The sequence below is a fragment of the Psychromonas sp. genome (assembly GCF_047632955.1).
In the GTDB taxonomy this organism is placed as follows: Bacteria; Pseudomonadota; Gammaproteobacteria; order Enterobacterales; family Psychromonadaceae; genus Psychromonas.
This window is the reverse complement of sequence record NZ_JBLIED010000007.1, coordinates 60,409-73,073: the sequence shown is the minus strand read 5'-3', so window position 1 is coordinate 73,073 and position 12,665 is coordinate 60,409. Positions and strand designations below refer to the sequence as shown.

At 41.1% G+C, this 12,665-nt stretch carries 12 protein-coding genes; 6 read left to right on the top strand and 6 right to left on the bottom strand.

What is annotated here, in order from left to right:
- The first annotated feature begins 11 nt into the window (after positions 1-11).
- A complete protein-coding gene (locus ACJAZP_RS06985; protein WP_415230024.1) occupies positions 12-401 on the top strand; it encodes a hypothetical protein in 390 nt (129 codons plus the stop codon).
- A gap of 19 nt (positions 402-420) precedes the next feature.
- Here ACJAZP_RS06985 and ACJAZP_RS06980 read toward each other — a convergent pair whose 3' ends face one another.
- Positions 421-819 (bottom strand): CBS domain-containing protein, encoded by a 399-nt coding sequence (locus ACJAZP_RS06980; RefSeq protein WP_415230023.1) that lies wholly within the window; start codon positions 817-819, stop codon positions 421-423.
- 468 nt (positions 820-1,287) lie between these two features.
- Here ACJAZP_RS06980 and ACJAZP_RS06975 point away from each other — a divergent pair, with 468 nt between their 5' ends.
- From ACJAZP_RS06975 to tsaA, 3 genes are all read left to right on the top strand, one after another.
- A complete protein-coding gene (locus ACJAZP_RS06975) occupies positions 1,288-3,444 on the top strand; it encodes an adenosylcobalamin-dependent ribonucleoside-diphosphate reductase (protein ID WP_415230022.1) in 2,157 nt (718 codons plus the stop codon).
- Between the two features lie 17 nt (positions 3,445-3,461).
- Positions 3,462-4,145 carry a hypothetical protein gene (locus ACJAZP_RS06970; RefSeq protein WP_415230021.1) on the top strand — a complete coding sequence of 228 codons (684 nt, stop codon included), beginning with the start codon at positions 3,462-3,464 and terminating at the stop codon, positions 4,143-4,145.
- A 273-nt stretch (positions 4,146-4,418) separates the two neighbouring features.
- Positions 4,419-4,910, top strand: coding sequence for a tRNA (N6-threonylcarbamoyladenosine(37)-N6)-methyltransferase TrmO (tsaA, locus tag ACJAZP_RS06965; protein WP_415230020.1), 492 nt, complete (start codon positions 4,419-4,421; stop codon positions 4,908-4,910).
- Between the two features lie 130 nt (positions 4,911-5,040).
- On the opposite strand, the gene ACJAZP_RS06960 is transcribed toward tsaA, so the two are convergent.
- Both ACJAZP_RS06960 and arfA read right to left on the bottom strand, forming a co-directional pair.
- Positions 5,041-5,619, bottom strand: a complete 579-nt coding sequence (locus ACJAZP_RS06960; protein ID WP_415230019.1) for a site-2 protease family protein — start codon at positions 5,617-5,619, stop codon at positions 5,041-5,043.
- Between the two features lie 525 nt (positions 5,620-6,144).
- On the bottom strand, positions 6,145-6,372 hold the full coding sequence (gene arfA, locus ACJAZP_RS06955) for an alternative ribosome rescue factor ArfA (protein ID WP_415230018.1): 228 nt from the start codon (positions 6,370-6,372) through the stop codon (positions 6,145-6,147).
- A 421-nt stretch (positions 6,373-6,793) separates the two neighbouring features.
- On the opposite strand from arfA, the gene ACJAZP_RS06950 reads away from it, so the two are divergent.
- Positions 6,794-7,963, top strand: a complete 1,170-nt coding sequence (locus ACJAZP_RS06950) for a YbfB/YjiJ family MFS transporter (protein WP_415230017.1) — start codon at positions 6,794-6,796, stop codon at positions 7,961-7,963.
- A gap of 90 nt (positions 7,964-8,053) precedes the next feature.
- On the opposite strand, the gene nhaD is transcribed toward ACJAZP_RS06950, so the two are convergent.
- The gene (gene nhaD, locus ACJAZP_RS06945; protein WP_415230016.1) at positions 8,054-9,406 is read right to left on the bottom strand and encodes a sodium:proton antiporter NhaD; all 1,353 of its coding nucleotides are present in this window, start codon (positions 9,404-9,406) and stop codon (positions 8,054-8,056) included.
- Positions 9,407-9,985: 579 nt separating this feature from the next.
- Positions 9,986-10,645, bottom strand: coding sequence for an isoprenoid biosynthesis glyoxalase ElbB (gene elbB, locus ACJAZP_RS06940; protein WP_415230015.1), 660 nt, complete (start codon positions 10,643-10,645; stop codon positions 9,986-9,988).
- Positions 10,646-10,980: 335 nt separating this feature from the next.
- Between elbB and leuE the strand changes: the two genes are divergently transcribed.
- Positions 10,981-11,616: a leucine efflux protein LeuE gene (gene leuE / locus ACJAZP_RS06935; RefSeq protein ID WP_415230014.1), complete on the top strand. Its 636-nt coding sequence runs from the start codon at positions 10,981-10,983 to the stop codon at positions 11,614-11,616.
- Positions 11,617-11,712: 96 nt separating this feature from the next.
- Here leuE and ACJAZP_RS06930 read toward each other — a convergent pair whose 3' ends face one another.
- Complete coding sequence (locus ACJAZP_RS06930; protein ID WP_415230013.1) at positions 11,713-12,594, bottom strand: LysR substrate-binding domain-containing protein; 882 nt, start codon at positions 12,592-12,594, stop codon at positions 11,713-11,715.
- Positions 12,595-12,665 lie beyond the last annotated feature (71 nt).

Sequence of the window (12,665 nt, the reverse complement as noted above, 5' to 3'; positions counted from 1 at the left end):
AAAGGCTCAAAATGAAAAAGTCGCTGTGTTTATTTAGCTTATTATTGTGCTTTCAGGTTGGCCTCGTTGCTGCAGATTCAGAACTTATAAAATTGAATATAAATGATCAAGATGTAGAAGATGTTTATATCCAAGATAGGGAAATTGCATTAAAACTTGTTCCGAGTAAAGCCTCTTATTTTACGGAATTTTCAGAGAAAAACGTTGGGAAGAAAATATCTATGAACTTTAATTCTATCGAACTATTTCAAATAATTATTATGGTTCGAATAGAATCTGATGTAATTAGGGCAGCTAAAGTTTCTGATGAAATACTTGCTGAGGCAGTGAGGCTTCAAGATAAAATAAACTCTAACGCACCGACTAAAGCAGGTGGGTTAGAGAAGGTTAAACACCCATAACTTTTCCCATGATTTTTTATTAGAAAAGCGGGCCGAGCAGGGCATTTAAAACTCGGCGACGGGTGATCACGCCAATTACTTTGTTGTCGTCGTCGATAACGGGATAGTTTTTAGGTTGTGTACCTATCATCTTTTCTGCAAGAGAAAAAATCGACTGATTCGCTTTGGTGCTCAGTACGTCTTTACGCATAATATCTTTAACAAGGGCAACGCGTTCGTTGTGATAGGCAAATTGGATTGCCACTTGTAAACACTCTTGTTCGGAAATCCAGCCTAGCAGTTTGTTTTCTTTGTCCACAACGGGACCACCCAGAGCTTCTTTTTTAATGAGCTCGATGGATGCTGTAATGACCGGCATGTCGTCACTGATTTTCGCAAAATTAACATTCATAAAGTCTTTAACGATCATCTCTTTCATTTTTTAGCCTTAGTTTTCATTGAGTATGGAAAGAATAAACGCTATTCCTGAGCTATGCAATAAGCCTAGAGGCTTAAGTAAACCTGCGACTCATTACTTAACAAAAAATATCGAAATGAAGCTATAAATAACATTCTCGACAACATCGATGACAAGGTACAAAAAACTGGTATACAGCAAGATTAAGATGATGGAAAATCCATAGGGTCGCGGCTTTCTTTTGCCTGAACCGTAAAAATCATTAAGGTAAGATGAATATATATCTTTTAAAAAGCTATGTTCCCGATTTTCTGGCCCGCAGGGTGCCGAGGGTTACCGTGCAACCGATAACAAACCAGCAATCCAAAAATATCTCATCAATATCCCGAAAAAATAATTATCAATATGCTATACTTTTTCGCTTAAACACAACATATAGTGTCAGCTATCATATAAAACACTATATATGGCATTCCTAAGGAAAGTGACATGACCTCAACCAGCTTTAAAAAAACATCCCCAACAACTGCTCAGGAGATACCGCTACAGGGCGCATCCTGGGATATCTGGGATAAAAAATACCGTTTAAAAGACAAGCACGGAAATCCTGTCGATCAATCGTTGGATGATACATTTATGCGCGTTGCGAAAGCAACGGCTGCCGTTGAGAAGACCAAAGCCGAGCAGGATCGGTGGACGCAAGATTTTTTCTGGGCGCTGCAAAATGGTGCTATCCCTGCTGGTCGTATCACGTCTAATGCCGGGGCTGAAGCTTATAAACCTGCAACCTCCACTATCAACTGTACCGTTTCTGGTATTATTGAAGACTCTATGGATGGCATTCTTAGCAAGGTTCATGAAGCGGGCTTAACCTTGAAAGCCGGCTGTGGTATTGGTTATGAGTTTTCGACTCTTCGCCCTAGCCATGCCTACGTTTCCGGCGCCGGCGCTTATACCTCCGGTCCGCTCTCCTTTATGGATATCTTTGATAAGATGTGTTGTACCATCAGCTCTGCTGGCGGTCGTCGTGGTGCGCAAATGGGGACTTTTGATGTCTCTCACCCTGATGTATTAGAGTTTATCCGTGCCAAGCGTGAAGATGGTCGACTCCGCCAGTTTAACCTTTCACTGCTGATCTCTGAAGAGTTTATAAACGCAGTAAAAGAAGACGCACAATGGCCGCTTAGTTTCCCTGCGACAGCTAAAGAGGTTGAAGCGGATAACCTGGTGCTTAATGATCGCGAGCAGATCGTATGGCGCGACAGCCCCTTTGATTTAGAATACACAAAACAGCAGCAATATATCCTCAACGACAATGGTCAGGTAGCCTGTCGTGTCTACAAATATATGCGCGCTTCGCGAGTTTGGGATGTGATCATGGCATCAACCTACGATTTCGCTGAGCCGGGATTTATCCTGATCGACCGTGTTAATGAGATGAATAACAATTGGTTCTGCGAGCATATTCGCGCAACCAACCCTTGTGGTGAACAGCCACTTCCTCCCTATGGTGCTTGTTTGTTGGGCTCTATTAATCTGACCAAATTTATTGATAATGCTTTTAGTGATCAAGCCCGTTTTGATTGGGATCGTTTCCGTAAAGTCGTAGCCGTATTTACCCGTCTGCTCGATAACGTGGTGGAGATTAATGGCCTGCCCCTGGAAGAACAGCGACAAGAACTAATGCGTAAACGTCGTCACGGCATGGGTTTCCTTGGCTTGGGCTCAGCGCTGGCGATGTTAGGTATTCGTTATGGTGGTGCAGAATCGGTGGCCTTTACTGAAGAAACATCTAAACAGATGGCGCTGCAGGGCTGGCGTACGGGTGTTGAATTGGCCGAAGAGAAAGGTCCTGCGCCGATTATGGATGAAGAGTTTGAAATCAGTGCTGCGATGTTAGCTAAACGCCCAGAGATGGTCGATAACGGCATTAAAGTTGGCGATAAAGTCAAAGGCAAGGTGCTGCATGCGCTTTACAGTCGTTATATGCAACAGATTGGCGAAGAAGAGCCTGAACTGATTCAAGCAATGATAGAAAAGGGCTGTCGTTTTACCCACCATACTTCTATTGCGCCTACCGGTACGATTTCACTGTCGATTGCAAATAATGTCAGTAATGGTATTGAGCCGAGTTTCTCCCATAAATACATGCGTAATATTATCACCGAGGGCAAAAAATCTAAGATGGCGGTCGATGTTTATTCGTTTGAGATGTTAGCTTATCGCTCACTCATCGACGGCAGCGTCACTGAAACTGACCTACCAGATTATTTTACCAGTTCTGAGCAAGTGCTTCCAAGCGAACACGTTGATATTCAAGCCGCAGCCCAACGTTGGATCGATTCATCTATCTCTAAAACGATCAACGTCGCAACGGATATTTCCTACGAAGAGTTTAAAGGGATCTATCTCTATGCACATTCACAGGGGTTAAAAGGTTGTACAACGTTCCGCTTCAATCCCGAGGCATTTCAGGGGGTTTTGGTCAAAGAGAAGGATCTTGAAAATACCCAGTATGAATTCACTCTCGAAGATGGCTCGACGGTAACATTCAAGGGTAATGATCACATTGATTATGATGGCGAAGAACATACGGCAGCAAACCTATTCGAAGCGCTAAAAGAAGGCTACTACGGAAAATTATAAGCAGGAAAGGATCCATTATGACGATTAAAATAGAGAAAAAAATTGTTGGCTACAAGGTTGTCAGCAACGAGCAAAAACCGAAAGTAGCACCTGAAGATAAAAATGAAGATCAGGTTCAGAAAATGAATGAAACGGTATCCCGCCCAGATTTTTTAATGGGCTCTACCTATAAGATTAAACCACCGGTTTCTGAGCATGCATTCTATATCACCATCAATGATGTGCTACTCAATGAAGGTACTGAACATGAACAAGTCCACCTTTACGAGATCTTCATCAACTCTAAAAGTATGGAGCACTATGCTTGGGTAGTTGCAATGACACGAGTGATCTCTGCGGTATTTCGTAAAGGCGGTGATGCAACCTTCCTGGTCGATGAGTTGAAAGCGGTATTCGATCCGAAGGGCGGATACTTCAAGCCCGGTACCGGGCAATATATGCCGAGTATTGTTGCCGAGATAGGTTTTGTGATCGAAACACACATGAAGCGGATTGGTATGCTCAAAGATGAAACAGATGTCCATCAGCAACGCTACCTCGCTGAAAAAAAAGCGCAGATGGCAAAAAATGCCACCGAAGAAAGCAATAATGGTAGCTTCCCTGATACGGCTATCATGTGTAATAAGTGTCACCAGAAAGCGGCGATCACCATGGATGGCTGTTTGACTTGTCTAAACTGTGGTGATAGCAAGTGCGGCTAATGGCAAAGAAGCGCCCTGGGAGCGAATAAGCATAGGGTTAATAGGCCTGAGGTTAATCGGCATAGGACCAAGCCTTTCCTTTTGCAAAATCGTAAAAAGGTTTTAAAAAAGGATTGGCTGTTTAATCTGTTAGTTAATCTGTTATTGGATTTTATGTAGCTTGATTGATTTAAGACAGCAGGCTACTTATTATCAGTGAAGATTGTCTGGCGAGCATACAAAGTGCACCGAATTTGAATCTGCTTTGCTCAGGTTAAGAGTTTTGGAAAATAAATGAATATAAATTTAAAGCAAATTGCCACTATTAGATCGCCATTTAGTGATTTAAAGAATATGCCCGTTCAACCTGTTGGTGCAAAAGATACTTATGCTACGATTGAATTTAAAGATGAGTTTATTGATGGACTTAAAGATTTGGATGGTTTTAGCCATGTATATCTGATCTATTATTTTCATAAAATAGAGATGCACAGCCTTAGCGTCATACCTTTTAATGATAAGACCAATACCTCAAGAGGGGTGTTCTCAACTAGAACACCCATGCATCCCAACAGTATCGGACTCTCTGTCGTTAAACTTATCGGTGTGGAAAAAAATATAGTGACGGTACAGGGGATAGATATACTTGATGGAACACCACTGTTAGACATAAAACCACATATCGGTGATTTTGATAGAATAGAGGGTGAAATCAAAAATGGGTGGATGAAATCAAGCTATCAAGAAGTGAGTGAAATTCGTTCCGATGAAAGATTTATAGTTTAATCGGAGTGTTCAAGCTTATCCAGTAAAAAAGTAGTTTGAGACAGCATTAAACTTTGATGCTGACTAGGCTGCCTAGCCTTTCATTATTTCACTCATAAGCCCAAAGTTTAAGCAAACCTGCCACTCATCACTAAACAAAAAATATCGAAATAAAGCTATAAATAACATCCTCGAAAACATTAATAACAGGGTACAAGAAACCGGTATAAAGCAATATTAAGATGATCAAAAATCCATAGGGTTCGAACCGCGATAACGTTGCCTGCAACTGCCTGGGCAGAAATTCCATCAGCACTCTAGATCCATCAAGCGGGGGGATCGGGATTAAGTTAAGGGCCGCCAGCATAATATTAATTTTTGCCACAATAGGTAAAACCGTTGAAAATACCGAACTTGTATTAAAAACGTCAAACTGCATCAACAATATTGCGGTCATTGCAATGATGATGTTTATTGTGCAACCGGCAAGTGCGACACAAATAACACCGAGCCTAGAAGGTCTTAGATTGTTGAAATTTACCGGTACTGGTTTAGCCCAGCCAAATCCAACCAGCAACAGCATCAGCGTGCCAATCGGATCGATATGTGCAACAGGGTTGAGGGTTAATCGCCCGGAACGTTTTGCCGTGTTGTCACCAAACCACGACGCAACCAGCCCGTGTGCAATCTCATGAAAAATAATGGAATATAAAAGCGGTATCGCTAACATTAAAAATGTTACCGGGTTTTGCATTAAAAGAGATAAGAGGCCCATAGCTAAATTTTTAACCTTGTTAAGTTATTATTTTTGTTTAATCACTTTACCACTAATCAATGCAAACAGCTCATGCTCTTCACTGCTGAATTGGTATTATATTATGAGGAAAATAACGCCGCCATTCGTCGAGCAATGTGAGTTGAATCATACCCAACGCATTAAATTTATGCGTTGGGTATAAGCATTTTTGATAGGATATTTTACAAAACATTAGCCCGCCTGAAGGCGCGGTTCCAAATGATAAAGTGTGCACCGGTTCTTGGAACTTGCGACTAGGGTCTTTCCTTTTGCCTAAACTGTAAAAAAAGATTGGCTGTCCAGCCTTTTGGTTCTAGATTCCCGATAAAAAAATCGGGAATGACGGGGTGTGGGGGGGATTTTCCTTGCAGATTTCAGGCTGTTATCTTTGGCCTTCTAACCTTTTAGTTCTGCGCTTTGAAACCATTTTTAAAAGTGTTATCAAATAATAACTGGAGATTAAGCCGCTATTTGATAACACTCTTTTCCAGAGTGCTTTGCTTTACGATTAAATGCGCCTTTGCCTTTCTTCGCTTTTACGACTCTCATGCAAAAAACTTTGCTTGTTACCAGTGCCGCCAATGCACAGTGGTTGATCGTACCGCGTGCAAGGTCTGCCTGTTTTTGTACTGGTTGTTGTTTTGGGCTCGGCGCTGGCGCCTTTAGCACTTTTTTATGTTTAGCCATTTGTTGTCTTCTCCTTTGAAGTGCAATCAGTCTGACAATACTATTACACCAAATCCGATAAATATCTAATCAATTTTGCAGGTTAAAAGAAATTATTTTTGCGTTTAAATTTTTATAAAAATCTGCCCCTTTAATCAGCCTAAATGAACAGAAAATGAGTGGATTTTATATAAGAGCGGGCACCATGAAATACTTAGCCTGATGGATTACTTTTGAATTGAGTAACAAGAGAATAGATGTTCTCAAGCAAAGCCTAGACAGCCATATACTTTGCAATAACCGCCGTATCCGGTTTTATTCACTGATTTAAAAAGTTAGAAAATAGATGTATATAATATAGGGTTAGAGCGGTCGTTACCGCTAAGATGTTAAAAATAGAATTTTTAGAAACTTAGCTTCAGATAATGACGAGGATGACCCATTGAGAAAAACACTGCTGGATAGAAATAATAATATCGCCATTCTTTTGGCCGGAATATTAGCCATTGTTGTCGGTATCGGGGTCGGCAGATTTGCATTTACATCTCTGCTACCTTCTATGCTGGATGGTTTTTTAACCCTTACCTATGCCGGTATCTTAGCCTCCTTAAACTTTGCAGGTTATCTCGCCGGGGCGGTTTTTTCTATTTTTATAAAGGACATTAATACCAAAGTAAAATATTTTAGAATTGGTATGGTGCTTAGTGTGTTGACCACCTTCGTTTTAGCGACAACTACAAATGAAACCCTTTGGCTGGTATCAAGAGTGATTGCAGGATTCGGTTCTGCCATGCTTATCATAGTCGGTACCGCGATCGTCATGGTAAAGCTTAATTTTGAAGATAAAACTAAAGCAATGGGAATACACTTCAGCGGTATCGGCATTGCAATCGTTGTCAGTGATTTAATAAGCCGCTATGTGCTGCACGGGGGAACTTGGAGTGATGCCTGGCTGGTTTTGAGCTTATTCGCTTTTATTATCTCTTTTTACTCTGTGTATATTCTCTCTTTTGACAAACAACTCAAGCAACAAGCTATCAAACATAAACTTTCAAAGTCAATTTTTTCCCCTTATGTGGTACTGCTTATTTTGGCCTATTTTGCCGAGGGGGTGGGGTTTGTCGTTCAGGGAACATTTTTGCCTGATATTATAAACTCTCTTGACGGGCTTGATGGTTATGGCAGTTTGGCATGGCTTTTAGTCGGCATTGCAGGCATTCCATCTTCTATTATCTGGATGAGGTTAGCGCATAAATACGGCAGTATAAATATTATTATTGTTGCTATGTCTATTCAGCTGGTCGGTATTCTTATTCCGGCATTGACCAATAATATGTATTTAAATTTACTCAGTGGCATTTTATACGGAGGGACTTTTATAGGGCTTGTTGCTCTGTTTATGAACCTTGGCGGTAGGCTGGCTGCCAAAAACCCGGTTGTTCTGATGGGAGCAATGACCGCGACTTATGGTGTAGGGCAGGTAACCGCGCCCCTTTATTGCGTCGCTCTGATTGAATATTTTGGTGATTATGACGCTGCTCTTTATTTAACCGCATTCATCGTTTTTACAGGCATCGTGCTTTTGGTTTATGCAAAAAGAATAGAGGCTTAAGGATCAAGCTTTCAGCTGCGAGCTTTGAGTTTCGATTTGAGTAGCAATAGGGGGATGTTCTCAAGCAAAGCCTGAGAACAAATTTTTTATTTAGTGACCAGCAACGGCTTGCACTGCGGGTTTAATATAAAAGCCTAAAACTTCATATTGAGTATACCAAACAGCAACGGATACAAAGTAACCGATAACTATCGTCCATGAGTATTTCATGTGCGCACCAAAGGTATATACACCTTTAAGTTTGCCCATTACACCAACACCTGCGGCAGAGCCGAAAGAGATCATGCTACCACCAACACCGGCGGTTAACGTCACCAGCATCCATTGTGCTAAAGGAATATCCGGAGACGCTTTTAAAACGGCAGACATAACCGGCACATTATCAACAATTGCCGACAAGAAACCGACACCCATATTGACGTACATTGGATTAAACATGGTATATAACTTAACCGCATGACCTAAGAAACCGGCAAAGTGAAGTGCACCAACGGCTGCTAATATACCGAAGAAAAACAGCAGTGTGTCATTTTCAACTTTTGAAACAGATTTATAAATCTGAATGTCGTGGTCATGATATTTTTTAAGTGTGTATGCATAAAGTTGTAAAAGTGAAAGACCGAATAACATTCCCCACATAGGCGGTAAGTGCATAAGCTGCTTGCCTAAAACGGCTGAAGCGATAGTAAATATACCCAGACCGATAATTACTTTACCACCCTTGTGAATATGAACGGGCTCTGCCCCTTCAATTTTTTGAGGAGATCCTTCCGGTACAAAACGTGAAAGTAAGAAGGCGGTAACACCCCAACCAACAACAGCAGAAGGGAATAAAAATATGAAATCAATAAATCCTCCCTTACCCGCAGACCATGCCATCAGTGTTGTAATATCACCAAAGGGAGACCAGGCACCGCCGGCATTCGCCGCGACGACTATATTGATTGCAGCAGGTACTAAGAAAGCCTTGTTGTTTTTTTCTATGGTAATAAGGACGGTTGAAAGAATAAGCGCTGTGGTTAAGTTATCTGCAACGGGAGAGATGAAAAAGGCTAATAATCCGGTTACCCAGAAGAGCTTTTTATAGTTATATCCAGCTTTGAGCAGCTTTTCTTTTAAAGCATCAAAAACATTTCTCTCAATAAGTGCTTCAATAAAGGTCATTGCGACAAATAAGAAGAAGAAAATCTCTGCAATTTCCAGTATCAGATGTGCTATTTCTGTGTCAAAGGCTGAAAAATCTAGTCCATTAACGGCGTAATAACCGCCGAGCAACATGAACATAAATGTGCCGGTAAACAATGCCGGTTTAGCTTTGTTTATATGGTATTTTTCTTCTGCAGCAATAAAGTAATATCCTACGATAAATATTGCTAATAATAACCAACCAAATGGTTCAACCGCTAAATCAACGGCTTGAATGCCACTTCCTGCTCGTGTCATGTTACCTCCTGTAAAATTGTGTGGACACTTTTAGATATCTATCTCGCTAATGCTGATAGGAAAATCTATTTCAGCGTCAATATTGACTGAATAACTAATTTTATTGTTAACGGGTATCTGTTTTTACCCTGAACTTCAGAGTGTTTTATCGAGGAACTTATTGTTATTTCTGTTTCTGTTTCAGTAAATCGATGTGCTGCCTTTTGTTAGTTTTGATTTAAGCAGGGGAAGAATAAACATTATCCCAGAGCTATGCAACAGACCTAGATCAACAAAACGGTCGCTTTTTATATATATCGCTATGTATCTGTTGTTTGCGTTAGTTATCGCTATTAATTATAAAGAATTGTATTTTTAGGGAGCAGCTAGAAAGGGAAAGGGCGCGCAGAATGACACTGAACTGTCGTAAATAATGGGGGAGAGATTCAGGAGTAGAGGATTGTTCAAAGTAAGTTAAACCAAACGGCTCAAGCGAAAGCGGACTTCAAAGTAAATAGACCACATCATCTGGCAATAGGCGAACTAATAGTAAAGGCACATTCACAGCAAAGCCGTTTGAGTCAATGTACCTTTTTTATATTAAGCCAGTTTAAGCACGTTTTTCACTAGCTTTGAAATACCGGCATAAACATCGGCTATCCCGGCACCGCCATCCATATAAGCTGGCGTGGTGACGATTTTATGCGCGGCATCTACGACACAGTCAAATGTTGCACAGTTTTGATGTTTGGCGCCCAGTTTTTCAAGTTCAGCAGCGGTGCCCTCATCGCTACCGATAGTAAGTGTGGGGTTGTGCTCACCAAACGACAGGGCAACCAAGGCCGGAGCAATACAGATTGCGCCAATAGGTTTGTTTGCCTTTTTAAAGTCTTGCAGTTTGGCAACAACTTGCTGATCAATCGACGCCGCACTGCCATCAAATGCAAATGAACACATGTTTTTGGCCACCCCAAAACCACCGGGAATAATCAAAGCGTCAAAATCTTCGGCATTTAAATTCACTAAATCTTGAATTTCGCCACGCGCAATTCGAGCTGATTCTACAAGCACGTTTCTGCTCGCACCGGGCACTTCTTCACCTTTAAGGTGATCAATAACATGGTGTTGATCTTTATCCGGCGCAAATATTTTATATTTGGCACCTTCACTGTCCAGGGCTAAAAGCGTCAGAACCGATTCTCTAATTTCCGAGCCATCAAGAAAGCCGCATCCGGCTAATATCACTGCTACATGTTTCATCTATATTTTCCTTTTATAGTTTTATAAATTGAATTTATCTGTGCTTGAACCTTGAACTTCTAAAAAACACTAACTCTTCTCTCATTCGTACATTCTAGTCTTTTTGAGTTTAGTTGCAGCCACGGTAAACCATCATTTGTTTTATTCGCTAAACACAGTTAAAGATTGGCATCCGCTACGCCGTTCTAAATCGGCTGTTGAGCCTTTTTATAAGTCAGGATAAGAGTGTAAAAAACGCTACAAAGATGAACTCTCGCTGTTCATTATTTTAAAATTATTGACAGCGGCCGCGATTATGTAGTAATAACGTATTCTGCTTATTGCGAGGAATTTATATGCTTGAAAGTTTTGGCGTCATTAATATCTGGACCTATATTGCCGGTCTCATTTTTATTATTCTTGCCCCTGGACCTAATTCACTCTACGTATTGAAAACGGGTGCCAGTTACGGCATTGCTACTGGCTACCGCGCCGCAGCAGGGGTATTGTTAGGGGATGCGATTCTGATTTTATTGTCTTATCTTGGTGTTGCATCTTTGGTGCAAACTTCTCCTGTTTTGTTTACCGCAATTCGTTATTTAGGCGCAGCTTATCTCTTGTATCTTGGTCTGAGCTTAATCTACAGCAACTGGGTCGTCCCGAAAGTTAAAACATTGTCTCCAAAGATCAAGACAGAAAAAGTTTTCCGTAAGTCACTTACCTTGAGCTTGACCAATCCTAAAGCCCTGCTTTTTTATGTGTCGTTTTTTATTCAATTTGTTGATTATAGTTATCACAGTACTTGGATTTCGTATTCAATTTTGGCAATGATATTAGAGGTTTTTAGTTTAATCTATCTGAGTCTCTTAATTGTGTTGGGGCGTGCGCTGACGCAGTATTTTCATCAAAACAAGCCTTTAGCCAAAATGGGAAACAGCCTGTTAGGTTTGTTTTTTATGGGCTTTGCGGCAAGGCTGAGCAGCCTGAATTAGAAACCCGCGGCACCGAGTCTTTAATTTTCAGAAATGTGATAAAAAACTATGGGGTGATGTGTGGGCTGTGTTGAATAATAGCAACTGCCATTGTCCTTATTTATTCTTAAACCAATCTATCAGAAAATCTACAAATATCTTAATGCGTTTGGTTTTATAACGCACCTTGGGGTAAATAAGTGATACCGGGACCGATGGGATTTGCCATTGTTCAAATACGCAGATCAATTTTCCCGTGCGTAAATACTGATCAGTGTAAAGTTCGTTTAAACGCACTATCCCTAACCCCGCAAGGGCCGCCATGCATAATATATGACCGTTAGCAGAGGTGAGTGAGCCTGCAACAGTTACATCCTGCGTTTTTTCTGAACCTGTATGCTGGAAGTGCCATTTTCGTATACTGCCGCATAAACAATTGAACTGGGCTAATTGTTGCGGTTGATCGGGTTTCCCGTGTTTTTTGATAAACGCCGGGCTGGCCACGACGTCGGTTTTTATCTCCATTAACTTACGCGCAATAAGCGCTGAGTTATTTAATTGTCCCATGCGCACCACCAAGTCAACGCTTTCAGCAATAACGTCAACTTGTGCGCTGCTGAAATCGAGTTGTATTTCGACTTGCGGATATTGTTTCATAAAAGCAATAAGCGCAGGCGCAAGGATCTTTTCTGAAAATAAACCGCCCACTGAATTGAGTCGAATCAGTCCTGCTACTTGGTCCTGCCGCTCATTTAAGTTTTTTCGGGCCTGTTCTAAAATAGCGGCGGCGCGGGCGCATTCGCTGTAATAAGATTCACCCGCATCTGTTAGTCGTATTTTACGGGTTGATCTGTGTAACAGGGTGATCCCGAGGGTTTTCTCTAAGCTCGATATTTGTTGTGATACACGGGATTTTGATGTTTTCATCTGTTCTGCTGCACGGGTAAAACTGCCCGTTTTTACCACCGCTAAAAATGCCAATATCTCAGGTTTTAACATAAATTATCTTCTATTGTCAGTTTTGATTGTTAAGTAAAGTTGAACAGTAAGTTGATTGTATTGATGATGAT

Excerpts from the sequence above, each read along its gene's own strand:
- leuE (WP_415230014.1), top strand. The coding sequence starts at position 10,981 with ATGCTTGAAAGTTTTGGCGTCATTAATATCTGGACCTATATTGCCGGT.
- ACJAZP_RS06980 (WP_415230023.1), bottom strand. The coding sequence starts at position 819 with ATGAAAGAGATGATCGTTAAAGACTTTATGAATGTTAATTTTGCGAAA.
- ACJAZP_RS06985 (WP_415230024.1), top strand. The coding sequence starts at position 12 with ATGAAAAAGTCGCTGTGTTTATTTAGCTTATTATTGTGCTTTCAGGTT.
- nhaD (WP_415230016.1), bottom strand. The coding sequence starts at position 9,406 with ATGACACGAGCAGGAAGTGGCATTCAAGCCGTTGATTTAGCGGTTGAA.
- ACJAZP_RS06970 (WP_415230021.1), top strand. The coding sequence starts at position 3,462 with ATGACGATTAAAATAGAGAAAAAAATTGTTGGCTACAAGGTTGTCAGC.
- ACJAZP_RS06960 (WP_415230019.1), bottom strand. The coding sequence starts at position 5,619 with ATGTTAGCGATACCGCTTTTATATTCCATTATTTTTCATGAGATTGCA.
- arfA (WP_415230018.1), bottom strand. The coding sequence starts at position 6,372 with ATGGCTAAACATAAAAAAGTGCTAAAGGCGCCAGCGCCGAGCCCAAAA.
- elbB (WP_415230015.1), bottom strand. The coding sequence starts at position 10,645 with ATGAAACATGTAGCAGTGATATTAGCCGGATGCGGCTTTCTTGATGGC.
- ACJAZP_RS06930 (WP_415230013.1), bottom strand. The coding sequence starts at position 12,594 with ATGTTAAAACCTGAGATATTGGCATTTTTAGCGGTGGTAAAAACGGGC.
- tsaA (WP_415230020.1), top strand. The coding sequence starts at position 4,419 with ATGAATATAAATTTAAAGCAAATTGCCACTATTAGATCGCCATTTAGT.
- ACJAZP_RS06975 (WP_415230022.1), top strand. The coding sequence starts at position 1,288 with ATGACCTCAACCAGCTTTAAAAAAACATCCCCAACAACTGCTCAGGAG.